Genomic DNA, 16,928 nt, shown 5'->3' on the forward strand with positions numbered 1-16,928 from the left:
AAACTTGAATTAACATTAAAAGTATGTTCGCGCGGAATTTTTTAGGCATAAGTGAAACCTGAAACTTTTGACACTAAAAATAGCCTGGGAAATACAGATTTTTTCCTCTTATGAAAACAATCCTTTCGTCTCGTGAGACGAAAAAAATAGTCCCGTGAGACGATTCTTTCCATTTCACGAGATAAAAAAATCCGTCCTATGGGCTGAAATATTTCGCCTCACGGAACGGATTTTTTCGTGAAGGGAGGTTTCAAAAGATGCTCCCGAATAAACTCCTTTTCCGAATAATTCCTGTTTTTACAATTTAATTTAATTCAATTCGATTTGACTATCCCCCTTCAAGGAAATATCCGCTGGCCTAAAAATACCAACCCAAAAGATCGCTCCCCCCGTTTTAAAGAAGAATTCGTTCAGGAGTATTTCGCCAAACACGACAATCCTCAATTTCCATCTGCATGGAAAACCTTGGAGCATGTTTCCTTTGGAACATTATCCAAGCTATATTGGGGAAATCCGAACCGTTGTGGCAATGCTGAATCTGAATTGTATTAATCAATTCACTGCATCGAAATAATCTTTTCGGTGTATTTGATATCCGAGAGGTCTTACACATTTTGAACAACGAAGGCCGCAATTAGGTGTCGGGAAACCTGCGACAGACAGAGAAATTAAATAAAAAAGAGGATTTTTCCGAAGAAAAACCCTCCAAAGTAAACTTGTGCGGGTGATAGGACTCGAACCTACACGCCTCGCGGCACCAGATCCTAAGTCTGGCGCGGCTGCCAATTACGCCACACCCGCAGTGGCTTTTTTCATAAAGCGTCGGCAAAGATAGGAAGATTTTTCTTTCCGGCAAAAGTTTAAGGCAGAAAGTGTTTGGCAAAATAGAAAATTGCTACATTTGTACGACTTAATTTTTTTAGACCGATATGCGATGAAAAGACAATTACTTGCTGTTTGTTTAAGCTTAGTGGCGCTCGGTTGTTCTTCTTGTTTCGGCAGAAAGGACAGCCTTGCGAAAGAAAGTGTAGAAATGATAAGAGAAGGATTTCAGAAAGTGCCCGACAGCGTACGCTTGGCTGTATACTGGTATTGGATGTCCGACAACATATCGGTTCGTGGAGTCGAAGGAGACCTTCTGTCTATGAAAGAAGCAGGCATAACCAGAGCTTTCATAGGAAATATCGGCGGGCAAGGAGTTCCTTATGGAAAAGCCAGGATGTTTTCGGACGAATGATAGGAAGTCCTGCATGCAGCGTTGAAGAAAGCTTCTGACTTGACATAGAGATCGGCATCTTTAACAGTCCGGGATGGAGCCAGTCTGGCGGTCCTTGGATCAAGCCATGTGAAAGCATGCGTTATTTGGTTTCTGCTGATACGATGGTCTATGGGGGCAGACATCTCCGGATTACCTTGCCGCAAGTCCGCCAGTTTCCAAACCGATGGGAATTTAAGAGTTATATATCCAATACATATCTCTTAGAAAGAAACATCGGCCAAGATGTACGTGTCATTGCGTATAAAAACCCTTCTCATGACGTATTTCAGGAAAAAGAGATTGTCGTCAAGAAACAAGATGGCGAAGAAAAAAGCTACGAACTGGCTCTGAACGATTCCGAACCGATCCGTAGTCTTTCGTTCTTTACCCATTCTCCGGTAAAGACTTCCGCATTACTGTACAAGAACGGTGACTTATTGGATGAGATAGACATTGACAGAAGCAACTTAAGAAGACAGATCGGTTTCAATCCTACTGCCCCCATCGTCATAGCAGTTCCTTCCGATTCATTATCAGGAAATGACAGGCTGCAACTACAATTCAAGTCGGAAGGGAGTTGTGAGTTGACAGTAAAATATTCATCCAGACCCATGCTGGAGCGTTATGCAGAAAAGTCCCTGGCCAAGATGTTCCCGCGTCCTCTCCCCCTGTTTGATGATTACTTATGGCGTAAGCAGCCTCAGGTAGACCATAGTCTATGTATTGATCCGAAGGAAGTCATAGGTCTCACCGACAATGTTAAGGATGGGATATTGACATGGGACGCCCCCGAAGGTGACTGTTGGGACAAGCTTCCGAAGCTCCTTTCCTTTACATCCACAGAATGCTTTCCGATGGAGATCTCTATTTCATTTCCAACCAGAATGAAGAAATCCAAGCTATATCTCCCATATTCCGGGTGAGTAAGAATACATATCCGGAACTTTGGAATCCCGTAACAGGCGAGACAAGACCATTACCGGAATACTCAGTGAAAGAAGGCGGGATCGAAGTCCCTTTGCAATTTGATGCTTTAGAAAGTGCCTTCCTTGTTTTCAGTCCGATAAAAGGCGAAGTAAACGAATCCAAGAAAAACGTTCCCTTGCGGCAGCCTGTTGCCACACTGAATGACAGATGGGAAGTAACATTCCGTTCCGTATATACAACTCCGATGACTTTTGTCATGGATAGTCTGACCTGTTGGACCAAACTGGAAGACAGAATACTACGCCACCATTCCGGTGAAGCTGTTTATGAAAAGAGTTTTCATTGGAATGGGCAAGATTCAAGCCGTGTCCTGTACCTTGATCTTGGCAATGTAATGGTAATGGCTACCGTACAATTGAACGGCAAGTATGTCGGAGGTGTCTGGACGCCTCCCTACCGTTTGAGAATCAATGACTATATACATCCGGGAGAGAACAAAGTACGGATTACAGTCGTGAACAATTGGATGAACAAATTGATAGGGGATTTGAATTTACCCGAAAAAGAACGGGAAACCTCCGTAACCGTCAATCCCTGGAAGAAAGATACTCCGTCACAAGAATCGGGATTGTTGGGGCCTGTTCAACTCTATAGTGAATGATGACTTCTTCAAATGTATGCGTGTCGAAACCTGAAGCATCATCCGACTTTCAGCAATTCGCGCGCCTTCTCAATGATAGTATCGACGCCCTTGTCCTCGTCTTCCTTGTCCATATCCACTTTCACGTCCGGCTCAATGCCAAATTCGATATGCTCTTTCTGCGCATCCAGGTGCGGACTTGCCGAAAAACGCACCCCCCAGCCGTTGGGAAGTTCGGAAGAGAAAGGAAGCCCTGAGCCTCCACCGGTCTTATCGCCTACAACGGTCACGTTGGGGAAATAGCGCATGGCATTCACGAAATCGTTCGTGGCGCTGTAGGAATGGCGATTGGTGAGTAGCATGACTTTCTTCTGCCAACGGATGCTGTTGGAAGGCTCCAGGTAGATGGGTTCGGGAGCGGAGAAGTCGCTGTGTCCCTTTCCGGTCTTGTGCATGATGTAACCCGTAAGCACTTTCTCGTTGGTGAAGCGGGAGGCAATCCGGGTGGAGAAGGTCAGGTTGCCGCCGCCGTTGTTCCGTACGTCGAAGATCAACCCGTTGCATGCGGAAAGGTAAGAGAGCACTTCGTCCAGGTTGCCGTCTCCCACGCCGTCGGAGAAAGATTCATAATAGACGTATCCGACATTGTCTTCCAAAATCTTGTATTTCAGTCCGCCGGCAATGCGGTAGCTTTTTCCGAGGTAGGTCCGTTCGATAATTCCTTCGTTGAAGTTGCGCGGATAATCCAGATACCAGTCCCAATAGCGCGCCATATTGGAGGCGCTATACAGATTGACGTGCCCGTCCTTCAGTTCGGCAAGCATGTTGTCGAGCACCTCGAACAGGCCGTCGTCGGGCATGCCGGCAGTAATGAGCGGTTTATACTTATCATGAATCCCGTCCCAGTCTATCTGCTTGTAGTCCAGGAAACAATACTGCTCGTCGATAATCTTCCACAACGCCTCGAAGTTACCTCGCGGGGAGTCGTCAAACTCTTCTTCCCGAATGCATCCGCCCAGCAACGCAAGCAGGACGAACAAAAACTCCATTTTCCATTTTCCCCTTTCCATTTTCCATTTAATTAATGCCTTTTCCTCAACAAATATAATTCCTTTACGAATCCGACCATAAAGACATGCGAATAGGTATGCGTCTTTATCCCGTTGACCTTCGACTGCTGCGCGTCCCACAGATAGGCGAGGCGCATCCGTGCCCTTCCCACAGGGAGGTCGGCAGTCAGCATCTGGCGCAGCGAGGGCTGGTTGTGCAGGGAAGTGAAGTTGATCACTCCGTCGTGGTTACCCAATGTAAATATCTCGTAGTACGACTGCCCGTAGTTGGGTGAAAACATGACACCCATGAAAGGCAGGTTGACCTGATAGCGCAGAGAGACCGGATAATTCCTGATCCGCAGGTTCCATATCGCCATGCCGGAGGCATCCAGATTGACGTAGGCGCGTGCCTGTGCCGGATTGTTTCCGTTCCGCAGACTGTAGACAAAGCCGCCGTTCAGGTCGACAAGGCCGCCGGCAAGCAGTTTAAAGTTGGAAGTGATGGGGAAGTTGTAGTGCAACCCATAATTCCAGTTGGCAAGGCCGGAGAACATATTGTTGTTGTCGGCACGGTTATGCGCATAGCCGACGTCCGCCTGAAAGAAACTTTGCAGGGAGAGTTTGCCGCCCATCCACCGGGTCATGCGTATGCTCTCGCGGGAGATGCGGAAGTCGATGCCCTTGTACTCCTGCGGAGAGAGATAAGTGTCGAACAGGTTAGTGCAGCCTACTCCGTATAGGGTTGCACGGGTGACGAAGCGCGTCCTTGCCGACGAGTCCGCCCTCAATGTTTGCAGCGCGCGATCTTCTTCCCTACTTTGCGCCCTCAGGGTTCCGCCCAGCAGAAGCAAGCATCCCGCCATTATACCGATTTTATAAATTCCCATCACTTCATGGTTGCTTGTCGCTAATCAATAGCAGTTGTTCTCACTCAGAACAGTTTCATCTGTCCCGTTATCTCGTCCCGAATATCCTCTTCGCTCTTGCCGTAGTCGGGATCCAGGATTTCCACCTCCTCCTCTTCCCTCTCTTCCACAGTCTGCGTCACTTCCGGCTGGCGCGTCGGTTCCAGTTCGTTGACGGTCTCCAGCGTAAATGTGGTGAGGCGTTTGCCCTTCGCCTTGAAGCCCTTCACACCGATAAATTCATCGGCTTCGATGACCATCGGTTCGCGGAAACTGTCGTGCCCGCCGAACACCACTTCCAGACGGGGATAGTATTCGTCCGTCAGCAAAATCAGGCGGTTGTTCTTGTTCTCGCCCAGATAGTTCTGCTTACGGACAGTCGCCTCCATGCAGAAACGCTTGATGTAGGGCATGTTCTGCTGGTCGGCATCATACAGCACGGCGGTCCATACCTTGTTCGGCTCGAATTTCTCGATGATGCGGATGTTGGCTTCGTAGTGGTTGCTGAGGTCGAAGTTGGTGATGTGGAAGTCGCCGTTTTCGTGCACCACCAGGATGCTGTCTTCGCTATGGAACTCGCCTAGGAACTCGCCTCGCCCGTCGTAGTTAAGGCGAAGCACGTCACGGTCGAACCAGACCTTACGTCCGCCCAGCGTAGAGCCTCCCCGTTGCTTCAGGGAAATCTTGTGCACGGGCAGTTTGGTCAGGATGTTTCCCCTTGCCTGACGCCCCTTGATGCCCACGGCACTGAAGTCCTCCTCGAAGATGATGCGGCGCACACGCGGGTTGGGTTTCAGGGTTACTTTGATGATTTCCGCCTCACCGTTGGGGTTGGCGGTGAAGTAGGTGATGCGCGAATCGGGCGTGCCTTGCGTCACGTCGTACTCGCGGTCGCGGATGATACTTGTCACGGCAAAACGCTTGATGTATTGCGTGCCCTCTTTTCCGTCGCGATAGACCACGTTGTATATGGTACGCTTGTCGTTCTTCTTGAACACGTTGGCGTAGAGGATATTCTTTCCCACGAACTTCTTGTCCGCCACCGGAGTCACCAGATAGCGTCCGTCGCGGAAGAAGACGATGACATCGTCGAGGCTGGAGCAGTTGCAAAGGAACTCGTCTTTCCTCAGTCCCGTGCCGATGAAGCCTTCATCGCGGTTGATGTAGAGTTTCTCGTTCGCCTCTACCACCTTGCTTGCTTCGATGGTGTCGAAGTTGCGCAGCTTGGTGCGCCGCGGGAAGTTCTTGCCGTATTTGTTTTGCAGCATACGATACCAATCCACGGTGTACTCCACGATGTTGGCAAGATGCCGGTCTATCTCCTCGATGTCCGCCTTCATGCGGGCAATGAGTTCTTCCGCCTTGTCGGAATTGAACTTGAGGATGCGACCCATCTTGATCTCCATCAGTTTGAGGATATCCTCTTTGGTCACTTCGCGTATGAACTGCGGGTAGAAGGGCGTCAGGCGCTCGTCGATGTGTTCGCAGGCGGCATCCATACTTCGTGCCTGTTCGAACTCAGGGTCTTTGTAGATGCGTTCTTCGATGAAGATCTTCTCCAGCGAAGCGAAATGCAGGCTTTCCAGAATCTCGTCCCTGCGTATCTCCAGCTCTTTGCGCAGCAGGGACAGGGTGTTGTCCACCGATTTCCGCAGTACGTCGCTGACGGTGAGGAAGTGCGGCTTCTGGTCGTCGATGACGCAGCAGTTGGGCGAGATGCTCACTTCGCAGTCCGTGAAGGCGTAGAGGGCGTCGATGGTCTTGTCGGAAGAGACGCCCGGGGCGAGGTGTACGAGTATCTCGACGTTGCCGGATGTCAGGTCTTCCACTTTCTTTATCTTGATCTTGCCTTTCTCGCTCGCCTTCACGATGGAGTCGCAGACGCTGGCAACCGTCTTACCGAAGGGGATCTCTTTGATGGCAAGCGTCTTGTTGTCTATCTTCTCTATCTTGGCGCGCACGCGTATCGCTCCGCCGCGTTCACCGTCGTTGTACTTGGAGACGTCGATGCTTCCGCCCGTCTGGAAGTCGGGACAGAGTTTGAATTCTTCGCCGTGCAGGTAGCTGATGGAGGCGTCGCACAGTTCGTTGAAGTTATGCGGCAGTATCTTGGAGGATAATCCCACGGCAATGCCTTCCACGCCTTGCGCCAGCAGTAGCGGGAACTTGACCGGCAGGGTCACCGGTTCTTTGTTTCGTCCGTCGTAGGAGAGTTTCCATTCGGTGGTCTTGGGGTTGAACACGACGTCCAGTGCGAACTTCGTCAGCCGGGCTTCGATGTATCGGGCGGCGGCGGCATCGTCGCCAGTGAGTATGTTTCCCCAGTTTCCCTGACAGTCGACGAGCATGTCCTTCTGTCCCAGTTGCACCAGTGCGTCTTTGATGGAGGCGTCGCCGTGGGGGTGGAACTTCATGGCTTCGCCCACGATGTTCGCCACTTTGTTGTAGCGTCCGTCTTCCATGCGTCGCATGGTGTGCAGGATGCGTCGTTGCACGGGTTTCAGTCCGTCGTTGATGTGGGGTACGGCACGTTCCAGTATGACGTATGAGGCATAGTCCAGAAACCAGTTCTGGTACATGCCGCTAAGCTGGTATTTGGCGTTTACGTCTTTCGTGTCGGCGGGTTTGTAGTCCGAATGTTCTTCGTTCTCCGTCGGGTGGTTATTTTTCAAGGCATCTTCCGGTGCTTCCAAGTCTTCGCTCATATCTGTTTGGGAATATCTGTTCTGAATATCTGCTGAATTTTCCAACCGGAATTTTCAGTCGAACGCAAAAATACAAAAATTCCCGATAATTCTGCAAAAGAAGGAATTTTAATTAGTCAAGGCTGAGCTTATCGATTTCAAAATATTCTGTTCCAATCTTGGTATTCAAATCGAAATAATTATCTTTGCATCAAACATTAAAGCAATGAGTAACTGGGGAAAAAACAAGAAAAGAAAACAGAAGCTAAAGAGAAAGACAAAACAAGAAGAGATAAGCTTGCCGGTTATTTTTTTGACTTGTCTAAACTTATTTTCGCAGTACTTGTTTCAGGAGGCATAACCCCTTTATTCACTAACATATCAGATGGAATAAATTGGAGTACTCTTGTTTTAGGAGTTATATCAACTTATATGTTTGCGAATTTTGCTACTAGAATCTTAAAATGAGTCGGCAATGATGACTAGACACTGAGGCAGGCGGCTGCCAGTTTCATGGCAGTAATGATAAATTTGAATTTCATAGCAAACTGTTGTTTAATTACTTAATTACCCATCTGAGCTTTTACCAATGCCCGGTCTTCCGCATTCAGGTGCGTGCCGTAGTTCTATTACATTACTTGTTATGACCTATAACATTACTTGTTGTACAAGCTCAACTTTCGCTGTTACATGCCACGCAAGAAGAGCCGCCTCATGTCCCTGCAGCGCATTGGTTTATGCGCCTACCACGCAACAATAAGATAAATTAATACCCCTCCTGTCCGACTTATCATATAAATCCCTATCTTTGTGGCACTTTTTAGGAAAGAACAAGATTAAAATTAATAGATAGAACAAGAAAATGGCACAAGAAGACGTTTTTAAGAAACTCGTATCGCACTGCAAGGAATACGGTTTCGTATTCCCTTCCAGCGACATTTACGACGGACTGGGAGCTGTGTATGACTATGGTCAGATGGGTGTGGAACTGAAAAACAATATCAAACAATACTGGTGGCAGAGCATGGTGTTGCTGCACGAAAACATTGTCGGCATCGACTCGGCTATCTTCATGCATCCCACCATCTGGAAAGCCAGCGGACACGTGGACGCATTCAACGACCCGCTGATCGATAACCGCGACTCGAAGAAACGCTACCGCGCCGACGTGCTCATCGAAGACCAACTCGCCAAGTATGACGAAAAGATAAACAAGGAAGTGGCCAAAGCCGCCAAACGTTTCGGAGATGCTTTCGACGAAGCGCAATTCCGCAGCACCAATGCCCGCGTACTGGAATACCAAAACAAACGCGACGCCCTGCACGAACGCTTCTCAAAAGCCCTGAACGATAACAACCTCGACGAACTCCGCCAGATCATCCTCGACGAAGAGATCGTATGCCCCATCAGCGGCACAAAGAACTGGACCGAAGTACGCCAGTTCAACCTGATGTTCTCCACCGAAATGGGTTCTACCGCCGATGGCGCCATGAAGATATACCTGCGTCCGGAGACGGCACAAGGCATCTTTGTCAACTACCTGAACGTGCAGAAGACAGGCCGCATGAAGATTCCTTTCGGTATCGCACAGATAGGAAAGGCGTTCCGTAACGAAATCGTTGCCCGCCAGTTCATCTTCCGCATGCGCGAGTTCGAGCAGATGGAGATGCAGTTCTTCGTGAAACCGGGCACTGAGTTAGACTGGTTCAAGAAGTGGAAGGAAATCCGCCTGAAATGGCACAAGGCTCTGGGCTTCGGCGACGACCACTACCGCTACCACGACCATGACAAACTTGCCCACTACGCCAACGCCGCTACGGACATTGAGTTCCTGATGCCGTTCGGATTCAAGGAAGTGGAAGGTATCCATAGCCGTACGAACTTCGACCTCTCGCAGCACGAGAAGTTCTCGGGCAAGAACATCAAATACTTCGATCCCGAAACAAACGAAAGCTACACTCCGTACGTTATCGAGACCAGTATCGGTGTAGACCGTATGTTCCTCAGCATCATGTCTGCCTCTTACTGCGAAGAGCAACTGGAGAGCGGAGAAAGCCGCGTCGTGCTGAAACTGCCCGCCGCACTCGCTCCCGTGAAACTTGCCGTAATGCCTTTGGTGAAGAAAGACGGACTGCCCGAAAAGGCACGCGAAATCATCGACTCTCTGAAATTCCACTTCCACTGCCAGTATGACGAGAAGGACAGCATCGGCAAGCGTTACCGCCGCCAGGACGCCATCGGTACGCCGTACTGCGTAACCGTAGACCACCAGACGCTGGAAGACAACTGCGTGACCCTGCGCAACCGCGACACGATGCAGCAAGAGCGTGTGCCCATTGCTGAACTGAATAACATCATTGCAGACCGCGTCAGCATTACATCGTTGCTGAAGACGCTGCAATAAGTAATTTAAGTTTCGCAAGTTCTTGAACTTGCGAAACTTGAGTAAGTAACTACAAGACATGATCAGAATGAAAGTAAAACTCTTGGTATTCCTGCCCTTCCTGTTGTTTGCAGCAGGTGCGTTTGTCTCTTGCGAAGAAGTGGAAGAAGAAGGAAAATACTCCAACTGGCAAGAGCGCAACGAAGTGTTCTTGGACTCAATAAAGGTGCTTGCCGGCGATAGACTGGTAGGCAACCTGGAACAACTGGAACGGATTCAAGAAGGGGAAATGTTCTATATAAAGAATGATTACATCAGCACAAGTGCCACCCCTGAATACATCTACTGCAAGAAGCTCCGGAAGAACCTGGACGGTGACCGCCCACTCTATTTCGGCTCTGCGTATGTTCATTATTACGGTACCCTGATCGATGGCACCAGATTCGACGGTACATTCGACGGATATGGTGCAACAGACCGGAATATTCCGGCAAAACTGGAAAAAGAGCCTACAGCTTTCGATACTCCGGTACTGTTCAACATCGGTTCAAGCTCGTTGACTTCAGGCTGGAGACAGTTCTTGCAGTACATGCATAGCGGTGAACGCTGGATAGTCTACGTTCCGTGGGGTTCTGCATACGGAACCAGCGGCAACCAAAACATACCCGGCTACTCCGTGCTGACTTTTGACGTGATCATGACCGAAGTCGTTCCGTTGTAACCGGACAAGAGGAAAGAAAATCAAATAACTTTACGAGGGAGTTCAGACGACTTTGTAGCAAAGGAAGTTCAGCCCCCTCTGTGATAGCCGATTAATCCTTCCATCGGACTTTTGAGCACGTTTCCTAACCGGATGCCTGTCGCCTGCGCTGCTTCCGCCAGCACTTCTCGGTAGTGGAAGGCTACGGAACCGGCAAAGTGCACTTGATTGTGCTCATAATCATACTGCATGACGTTCCGCCTGATGAAAGCCTTGAAGCTGTCCAGCACAAGCGTACGGATGCAGGGGAGTTCCAAATTTTGTGCAAGGAACGGGGACAGACCCGCCAAGAAACGATTCGGAAAAGGCTTCCGATATACCCGGTCGATGATATCTTCCAGTTTCAGACCAAACTGCCTCAGGAACTTTTCTTTTAGTTCCTGGGGCAGTTGGTTTTTCAGCAGGTCGCCCACCAACAACTTACCCAAGCAAGCGCCACTACCTTCATCGCCAAGGATGAATCCCAAAGGGGAAACGTTAGCGGCTATGCGTTCGCCATCGTAATAACAGGAATTAGAACCGGTACCCAAGATACAGGCAATGCCCGGCTTATGCCCACACAGTCCACGGGCAGCGGCAAGCATATCCGTACAGACCTCTACGCCTCCCTCCGGCAAACGGAGATGGCGGGATAGGGCACGATGGACCATCGCTGCCTTATCGCCGATGCAACCGGCACCATAGAAATAGACTGCATCGAAAACATCGGTAGGCAACTGAGGCAATAACGATGCGGCAAGCTCGCTACCGATCTCCTCTTCCGATTGAAAGAAGGGATTGATACCCTTCGTAGAAACCTTCCTGACGGAAGTATTACTCTCCTCCACAATACACCAGTCGGTCTTGGTGGAGCCACTGTCTGCAAGTAAAATCATGTTGTTTGGATTTTGGGGTTCTTTATTATAATCTCTTATCCACCAGCGTAGTCACCGCAACCGTGGCTGCGCAGCAGGCTATCACAATCCAGAAGAAGCCGGCATAACCCGCCGCCTCTTGCAGGTAACCGGCAAACATGCCGGGAATCATCATGCTCAGCGCCATGAAGGCAGTGCAAATGGCATAATGGGAGGTCTTGAACTCGCCCTCGGAGAAGTGCATCATGTAGAGCATATAGGCGGTGAATCCGAAACCGTAGCCAAACTGTTCGATGGCAATGGAAGCGGAAATGACCACCAGGCTGTCGGGCTGGCAGGTGGCAAGATAGACAAAGGTGAGGCAAGGTAAAGTCATGCACGCCGCCATCCACCAGATGGAACGCTTCAGCCCCACACGCGATGCGAACACTCCCCCAAGGATGCCGCCTACCACAAGAAACAGTACGCCAATGGTGCCGTAGGCTATGCCGACCTGCTCCGTGGAAAGCCCCAAACCGCCCGCCTCCTTGCCTGCCACCAGAAAAGGCATGCACATCTTGAGCAGGAAGGCTTCGGGCAACCGGTAGAGCATCATGAAGGCAATGGCAAGCCATACGCCGGACTTAGTGAAATAGGTGGCAAACGTGTGTCCGAATTCCCGGAATATGGCTTTCACATCGGCAGTGCCCGGCGTCAGGACAGACTTGTCGGCTACGGGACGAGGCATGACAAAGAGATGATAGAGAGTGACCAGGCTGAACAGGACGGCAGTGATCAGCATCGTAACGGTCCACGACAGCGGGATGTCGTCGTACTTCAGTTCGATGGCACCGGCAACGGCGACAAGCACTCCCTGCCCGAAGATGGACGCCAAGCGGTAGAACGTGCTCCGTATGCCCACAAACTCCGCCTGCTCGTCTTGCCGCAATGCCAACATATAGAAGCCATCCGCCGCAATGTCGTGAGTGGCAGAGGCAAAGGCGGTGACGATGAACAGGAACAGCGTGACACCGAACAGGCTGATGGGTGTCGTTCCGGCTGTCACGACCTCCTCAGCGGGATGCGGAATGGAGAGCGTCAGCAGGATAAAGGCTATCGACATGAGTACCTGCATGGAGACCGTCCACCATCGCTTGGTCCTGACGATGTCGACAAAGGGGCTCCAGAAAGGTTTGATGGTCCAAGGCAGATAGAGCAGGCTGGTAAACAAGGCCATCTCACCGTTCGGCACGCCCATCTTGGTAAACATCATCACGGAGATGTTGTTTACGATGAAATAAGGAATGCCCTGTGCAAAGTATAGGGTGGGTATCCAAGCCCAGGGGGTTATTCTTTTGGTATTGTTCATGGCATAAATTATTTAAGTTTCGCATATCTCTGATATGCTGTCAGTAAACAAGTTTGCAAGGCTACGAGGAGAAGCGATTCAGATTTCTACCTTCACCTTATTCACAAAGCAGACAAATAAGATAAGCTTGTTCCCTTGTCTCCTTGTTCACTTCCTGTCAGTCATACAATTGTTCGATACCGGCACCGACATAATAGTGCTGCAATATTTGGTCGTATCCGTAGCCCTGTTCGCCCATAACGGCAGCACCGATCTGGCACAGGCCTACGCCATGCCCCCACCCTGCCCCGGTGAGCAGGAAGCGTCCCGGAATCCCTTCGGGAGAGACATCTTCCTTGTCTATCGTGAAGGCGGAACTGTAGAGGTGCGAAGGAGACAAGGTACGGCGGATTTCCAATTCCTTGCCGATGGTGAGGGTCTTCTTGGTGCCTACAATCTTCAGCTTCCAGAGGCGTCCGCTGGTACCACGTGCCACGGGAACCAGGTCGATGATCTGCCCATAGTCGATGCCCGAACGCTCACGTATCAGGCGGGCAAGCTCGTCTTGGGTGTACTCCACTTTCCAGCGGTAGAAGTCCGTCGTCTCTTGGTCGTAATTGTTCAATACTTGGGAGAGGACCTTCTTATCGGTAGTATGGCAGAAGGCGTCCGGAGAAGTGCGTATCCAGCGCTCGGCCTCGGATTCCTGGATCAGATCGGGGCAGCAGGTAGTTGCCAGCTTGCCGTCGGATGTGCCGTCGGATGAACCAGTGACCGTCTTCTGCTGAGTGACAGGAGTGGCGGACGGGCAATCCCGTTGCTTGGAGAGATAGGAATAACCGGTATCTTCCCAGCAGTAGCGGAACTCTTCGGAAACGCCGCCGCAACATTTGGAGAAGCGGGCGTCGCAAATCTTCCCACAGGACATCAGTACTTGCCCGCGGGTCTCGGCGATGGCTTGCCTCACGATGTCGGTAGAGGCACGCGTGATTCCCTGATAGCGTTGGCAATGGTCGTCGGCACAGACGTCGAAGCCGTCATGGTCTTCATGGTCGTACCATCGGATCAGCTCTTCTTCGGAGCGGGTACAGGTGGGAGTGCTGTCCGGAGCACCGGTACGCTTCTTCGTCTTCTGCATCTGTGCCAGCAACCAGCTGCGTGAAATGACGGCATGGGCTTTCAACAATTCCAAAGAAGCGGTGGCACTCATCTCGGAAGAGATGACGCTGGTCAGGTAGGCTTCCACACGGACGATATTGATGGCTGTGAGCCTGCCGTCCTGCACAATGAGCTTCAGTGCTCCCTGAAAACGCTGGTCTTCCTTGCGTTCCCAATGAAAATGAAGGCCGATAGTGACGCCCGACAGTTCAAAAGCATCGGCAGCCTCATTCTGAGGTTCAAACAGCAGTTCGTCGTACTGGCGCCCGTTCCAGAGCACTTTGCCTTCTTTGCAGACTGCCACTTGCCGCCCGCAAGCCATTGTATGATGGGTTACCAGTCCGCCGCTATAATTTCCCCACATCAGATAGGGCGTAGGCAGGGCGAAGTCTATCTGCGGAGCGGACAGGATGCCTACTTGTAGTTTGGGTTCTTGCATAACTTTGTCTTTATAGATTAAGGAATCAAGGAGTTCATTATTCTCTCCCTCACCCTCCCGAACGCATCGGCAGAGAGACACACTTCGCTAAGAATCTGCGCCACATCTTCGGCGGTAATCTTCAGGAAGTCTTTCTCGACGGGGGTGATGAATACGCCTCCCAAGTCGACGGAAGCGGGGCTGCACAGCAGGTTCTCCTCCCCTTCTGCCAGATAGCAGGCAGGGCGGTGCTTCGCGCGCGGGAAGATGAAGACTGTCCAACGCCCGGATTCGTAGAGGGTGAGCAGGTTAAGCATCGGTTCTTCCTCGCCGGAAGACACGGGCAAGGAGCGGTAGACGATGCCGAACAGTGCGGCAGCCGTGTCCTTGTCCGGTGAATCAATGACGAGGGTAGTGCGGGGAGCATCATCCAGATACCACAGAGTGGCATTCCGATAATCGGCTACCTTGCCTGCCACCAGTCGGTGCCAATCCTTCTCGATGGGCATAAAGCCTTTGCTTCCTGCCTGGAAATGCGCATGGTCGGGAGCAGAGGCACCGCATCGGGGACCATTGTAGAAGACCGTATAGTCCGTCAGCAGTTGCGCCAGCGACAACATGTCGCCGAAACGGGTGACAATGCGCTGTTCCACATGTGCCTGCTCCGGTATGGTCAAGTGGCGGGGGAAAATGGGAAACGGATTCATCAGGATGTCATAATGCCCCTCGAAGGGAATGCCTTTCTGCACCGGCGGACGGTTTGCCGGACAGAGGAAGCAACTACGCTCTTTGATGGAACGGGCATCTACCTTGGCTCCCGAAGAGACGATCCGCGCAGGATTGAACTGTACCTTATATAATATGCCATTCACGTCCAGCTCTTTCACCCGCACACCGGAAAGGGCGGTGTAGTTGGCACACGCCAATTCCCAATTGGCAAGCTGGTTATTCAGAAGGTTGTTTATTCGCTGATTCATGATGGTTTGTTCTATGAACTAAGATTGTTTGTTTTCCGAATGAAGTTTGCTTGTTTTCCGATTCATGATTGCTTCTTCCGATTCATCGCAATACGTGCCTGCAGTTCCCACGTACGGATACGGTCTTTATACAGGTTGTTGCTGTTCGTCTTTACGATGTCCAGTGCGGCATCCGAATTGCCTTCCCAGCGGCGGCACAGATAGACGACATCATAAACACGTCCTATCCGGTAGCGGCGGGAGAATGCCAGTCCCAGCGCATAATCTTCTCCATAGCTGGTGTTCGGCACTTTCACCTCGCGAAGCAACGGAGTGTAGAATGCACGCGGAGCACCCAGACCATTGATGCGCAGGGCATTGTTGCGCCCGTTCTCAGGGGTCCATTCCTTGTGGTCGATGATGCCGGGAGCAATCATATTCATATTGAAGTCTGTCATCATATAGGTACCTACCACCATGGCGCAGTTCTGTTCGTAGAAGGCACGCACCATGACAGACAGGGTGTTTTCATCCTTATAGACATCGTCGCTATCCAGTTGCACGGCAAACTTGCCACACTTCGGATGGTGCACGCCCAGGTTCCAGCAACCGCCGATACCCAAGTTCGTGCGTTCGGGAATGAGGTGGACAAGGCGTTCGTCGTCGCCAAATTCGTCAATGGCCTCGGTAGTGCCGTCGGTGGAGTGGTTGTCGATGACAATCAGGTTGAACTTGAAGTCCGTCTTCTGCTTCAGGACGGAGCGGATGGCGTCGCGAACGGTCCGGATACGGTTGCGCACGGGGATGATGACCGAGGCCTCATACTCAAAGTCGCCGGAAGAAAAGCAGACAGGTTCGAAGTCGGGTGCCAGGTAGCCGCCTATTGCTTTCAGATGCTCTGTACATGCTGCTTCCATCTCTATCTGCCGGTCACGATTGCGCGGGTCCACGTAGTCGAAGAGCTTTTCGCCGCTCTTGCGGGTATCGTCTTCCACCTCGCAGTAGAGGTATTCGTTGATGTGTACCAGGCTTTCCCACCGGCTCAGCTTCAAGCGCAGGTCGTAGATGCCCGCAAACTGATATTCACTCTTCTGCATGCGAGCCGCCGCCTCCCGGAAAGCATCGGAACGGAACAGCAGCACGGAACCGAAATCAAAGTCATCGCGCAACGAACCCGGCTGATAGTCTATCAACGGTGCCTGTATCCGCTCGCCTGCCTTCATCTGATAACGGTCGGCATAGACCATGCCTGCGCCACTGTCCGCGGCAATGCGCATCATGCGTTCCAAGGCAAACTGCCCCAACTCGAGCGTAGTATATTTCGTATAGAGCAATGTATATTCCGCATCAGCATGTTCCGCAATCTCCCTCATGGCAGCAGTCGAAAAGAGGGACGGCACATGCAACGTGCTGCAACCGGGCAAGTCTTCTGCCACATCGGGCAAACCTTCTACCAAACCGGACAGGCTCTCCTCCACACCGGGCAAGGCAAGCAGATAGATACGCTCCACCAAACCGGTTTCTTGCAGGCTCTTCACCGTCTTCTTCGCCTGGGCGGCTCCCGCAAAGGGGATAAAACAATTCATCTTATTCATATTATTGTTAC

Annotated in this window: 14 protein-coding genes and 1 tRNA gene; 6 read left to right on the forward strand and 9 right to left on the reverse strand. The window is 51.0% G+C overall.

Going from position 1 to position 16,928, the window contains the following annotated elements:
- The first annotated feature begins 324 nt into the window (after nucleotides 1–324).
- On the forward strand, nucleotides 325–552 hold the full coding sequence (locus QZ323_RS00865; protein WP_294632029.1) for an Abi family protein: 228 nt from the start codon (nucleotides 325–327) through the stop codon (nucleotides 550–552).
- 167 nt (nucleotides 553–719) lie between these two features.
- Here the strand turns inward: QZ323_RS00865 and QZ323_RS00870 are convergent.
- Nucleotides 720–801: transfer RNA gene (locus QZ323_RS00870), tRNA-Leu, on the reverse strand.
- A gap of 232 nt (nucleotides 802–1,033) precedes the next feature.
- Between QZ323_RS00870 and QZ323_RS00875 the strand changes: the two genes are divergently transcribed.
- The 3 genes from QZ323_RS00875 to QZ323_RS00885 are packed head-to-tail and all read left to right on the forward strand — an operon-like array spanning nucleotide 1,034 to nucleotide 2,846.
- Nucleotides 1,034–1,237, forward strand: a complete 204-nt coding sequence (locus QZ323_RS00875; RefSeq protein WP_294632031.1) for a glycosyl hydrolase — start codon at nucleotides 1,034–1,036, stop codon at nucleotides 1,235–1,237.
- A 50-nt stretch (nucleotides 1,238–1,287) separates the two neighbouring features.
- A complete protein-coding gene (locus tag QZ323_RS00880; RefSeq protein ID WP_294632183.1) occupies nucleotides 1,288–2,181 on the forward strand; it encodes a glycosyl hydrolase in 894 nt (297 codons plus the stop codon).
- The gene (locus QZ323_RS00885; protein ID WP_294632033.1) at nucleotides 2,103–2,846 is read left to right on the forward strand and encodes a glycosylhydrolase-like jelly roll fold domain-containing protein; all 744 of its coding nucleotides are present in this window, start codon (nucleotides 2,103–2,105) and stop codon (nucleotides 2,844–2,846) included. Before QZ323_RS00880 ends, QZ323_RS00885 begins: the two co-directional genes overlap by 79 nt.
- A gap of 38 nt (nucleotides 2,847–2,884) precedes the next feature.
- On the opposite strand, the gene QZ323_RS00890 is transcribed toward QZ323_RS00885, so the two are convergent.
- From QZ323_RS00890 to QZ323_RS00900, 3 genes are read right to left on the reverse strand one after another with little or no spacing between them, the layout of a single operon-like run.
- Nucleotides 2,885–3,895, reverse strand: coding sequence for a S41 family peptidase (locus QZ323_RS00890; protein ID WP_294632035.1), 1,011 nt, complete (start codon nucleotides 3,893–3,895; stop codon nucleotides 2,885–2,887).
- Between the two features lie 11 nt (nucleotides 3,896–3,906).
- Nucleotides 3,907–4,764: a DUF3316 domain-containing protein gene (locus QZ323_RS00895; RefSeq protein WP_294632037.1), complete on the reverse strand. Its 858-nt coding sequence runs from the start codon at nucleotides 4,762–4,764 to the stop codon at nucleotides 3,907–3,909.
- Nucleotides 4,765–4,808: 44 nt separating this feature from the next.
- The gene (locus QZ323_RS00900) at nucleotides 4,809–7,487 is read right to left on the reverse strand and encodes a DNA gyrase/topoisomerase IV subunit A (protein WP_294632039.1); all 2,679 of its coding nucleotides are present in this window, start codon (nucleotides 7,485–7,487) and stop codon (nucleotides 4,809–4,811) included.
- Between the two features lie 841 nt (nucleotides 7,488–8,328).
- Between QZ323_RS00900 and QZ323_RS00905 the strand changes: the two genes are divergently transcribed.
- Both QZ323_RS00905 and QZ323_RS00910 read left to right on the forward strand, forming a co-directional pair.
- Entirely contained in the window at nucleotides 8,329–9,870 is a 1,542-nt protein-coding gene (locus QZ323_RS00905) for a glycine--tRNA ligase (protein WP_294632040.1), read from the forward strand.
- Nucleotides 9,871–9,937: 67 nt separating this feature from the next.
- Nucleotides 9,938–10,570, forward strand: coding sequence for an FKBP-type peptidyl-prolyl cis-trans isomerase (locus QZ323_RS00910; RefSeq protein ID WP_294632042.1), 633 nt, complete (start codon nucleotides 9,938–9,940; stop codon nucleotides 10,568–10,570).
- 68 nt (nucleotides 10,571–10,638) lie between these two features.
- Here the strand turns inward: QZ323_RS00910 and QZ323_RS00915 are convergent, their stop codons facing one another.
- The 5 genes from QZ323_RS00915 to QZ323_RS00935 all read right to left on the reverse strand — a co-directional run bounded on the left by QZ323_RS00915 (nucleotide 10,639) and on the right by QZ323_RS00935 (nucleotide 16,917).
- The gene (locus QZ323_RS00915) at nucleotides 10,639–11,484 is read right to left on the reverse strand and encodes an ATPase (protein WP_294632044.1); all 846 of its coding nucleotides are present in this window, start codon (nucleotides 11,482–11,484) and stop codon (nucleotides 10,639–10,641) included.
- A gap of 25 nt (nucleotides 11,485–11,509) precedes the next feature.
- Nucleotides 11,510–12,811, reverse strand: coding sequence for an MFS transporter (locus QZ323_RS00920; RefSeq protein ID WP_294632045.1), 1,302 nt, complete (start codon nucleotides 12,809–12,811; stop codon nucleotides 11,510–11,512).
- A gap of 157 nt (nucleotides 12,812–12,968) precedes the next feature.
- On the reverse strand, nucleotides 12,969–14,387 hold the full coding sequence (locus QZ323_RS00925) for a SpoIID/LytB domain-containing protein (RefSeq protein ID WP_294632047.1): 1,419 nt from the start codon (nucleotides 14,385–14,387) through the stop codon (nucleotides 12,969–12,971).
- A 17-nt stretch (nucleotides 14,388–14,404) separates the two neighbouring features.
- Nucleotides 14,405–15,343 (reverse strand): DUF4922 domain-containing protein, encoded by a 939-nt coding sequence (locus QZ323_RS00930; protein ID WP_294632049.1) that lies wholly within the window; start codon nucleotides 15,341–15,343, stop codon nucleotides 14,405–14,407.
- Between the two features lie 62 nt (nucleotides 15,344–15,405).
- Nucleotides 15,406–16,917, reverse strand: a complete 1,512-nt coding sequence (locus QZ323_RS00935) for a glycosyltransferase family A protein (protein ID WP_294632051.1) — start codon at nucleotides 16,915–16,917, stop codon at nucleotides 15,406–15,408.
- Nucleotides 16,918–16,928: the final 11 nt, after the last annotated feature.

It is taken from the genome of uncultured Bacteroides sp., from assembly GCF_910585845.1.
Classification (GTDB): Bacteria; Bacteroidota; Bacteroidia; order Bacteroidales; family Bacteroidaceae; genus Bacteroides.

Coding starts and splice junctions, on each gene's coding strand:
- QZ323_RS00875 (WP_294632031.1), top strand. CDS start 1,034: ATGATAAGAGAAGGATTTCAGAAAGTGCCCGACAGCGTACGCTTGGCT.
- QZ323_RS00885 (WP_294632033.1), top strand. CDS start 2,103: ATGCTTTCCGATGGAGATCTCTATTTCATTTCCAACCAGAATGAAGAA.
- QZ323_RS00890 (WP_294632035.1), bottom strand. CDS start 3,895: ATGGAAAGGGGAAAATGGAAAATGGAGTTTTTGTTCGTCCTGCTTGCG.
- QZ323_RS00895 (WP_294632037.1), bottom strand. CDS start 4,764: ATGGGAATTTATAAAATCGGTATAATGGCGGGATGCTTGCTTCTGCTG.
- QZ323_RS00900 (WP_294632039.1), bottom strand. CDS start 7,487: ATGAGCGAAGACTTGGAAGCACCGGAAGATGCCTTGAAAAATAACCAC.
- QZ323_RS00905 (WP_294632040.1), top strand. CDS start 8,329: ATGGCACAAGAAGACGTTTTTAAGAAACTCGTATCGCACTGCAAGGAA.
- QZ323_RS00910 (WP_294632042.1), top strand. CDS start 9,938: ATGAAAGTAAAACTCTTGGTATTCCTGCCCTTCCTGTTGTTTGCAGCA.
- QZ323_RS00915 (WP_294632044.1), bottom strand. CDS start 11,484: ATGATTTTACTTGCAGACAGTGGCTCCACCAAGACCGACTGGTGTATT.
- QZ323_RS00920 (WP_294632045.1), bottom strand. CDS start 12,811: ATGAACAATACCAAAAGAATAACCCCCTGGGCTTGGATACCCACCCTA.
- QZ323_RS00925 (WP_294632047.1), bottom strand. CDS start 14,387: ATGCAAGAACCCAAACTACAAGTAGGCATCCTGTCCGCTCCGCAGATA.
- QZ323_RS00930 (WP_294632049.1), bottom strand. CDS start 15,343: ATGAATCAGCGAATAAACAACCTTCTGAATAACCAGCTTGCCAATTGG.
- QZ323_RS00935 (WP_294632051.1), bottom strand. CDS start 16,917: ATGAATAAGATGAATTGTTTTATCCCCTTTGCGGGAGCCGCCCAGGCG.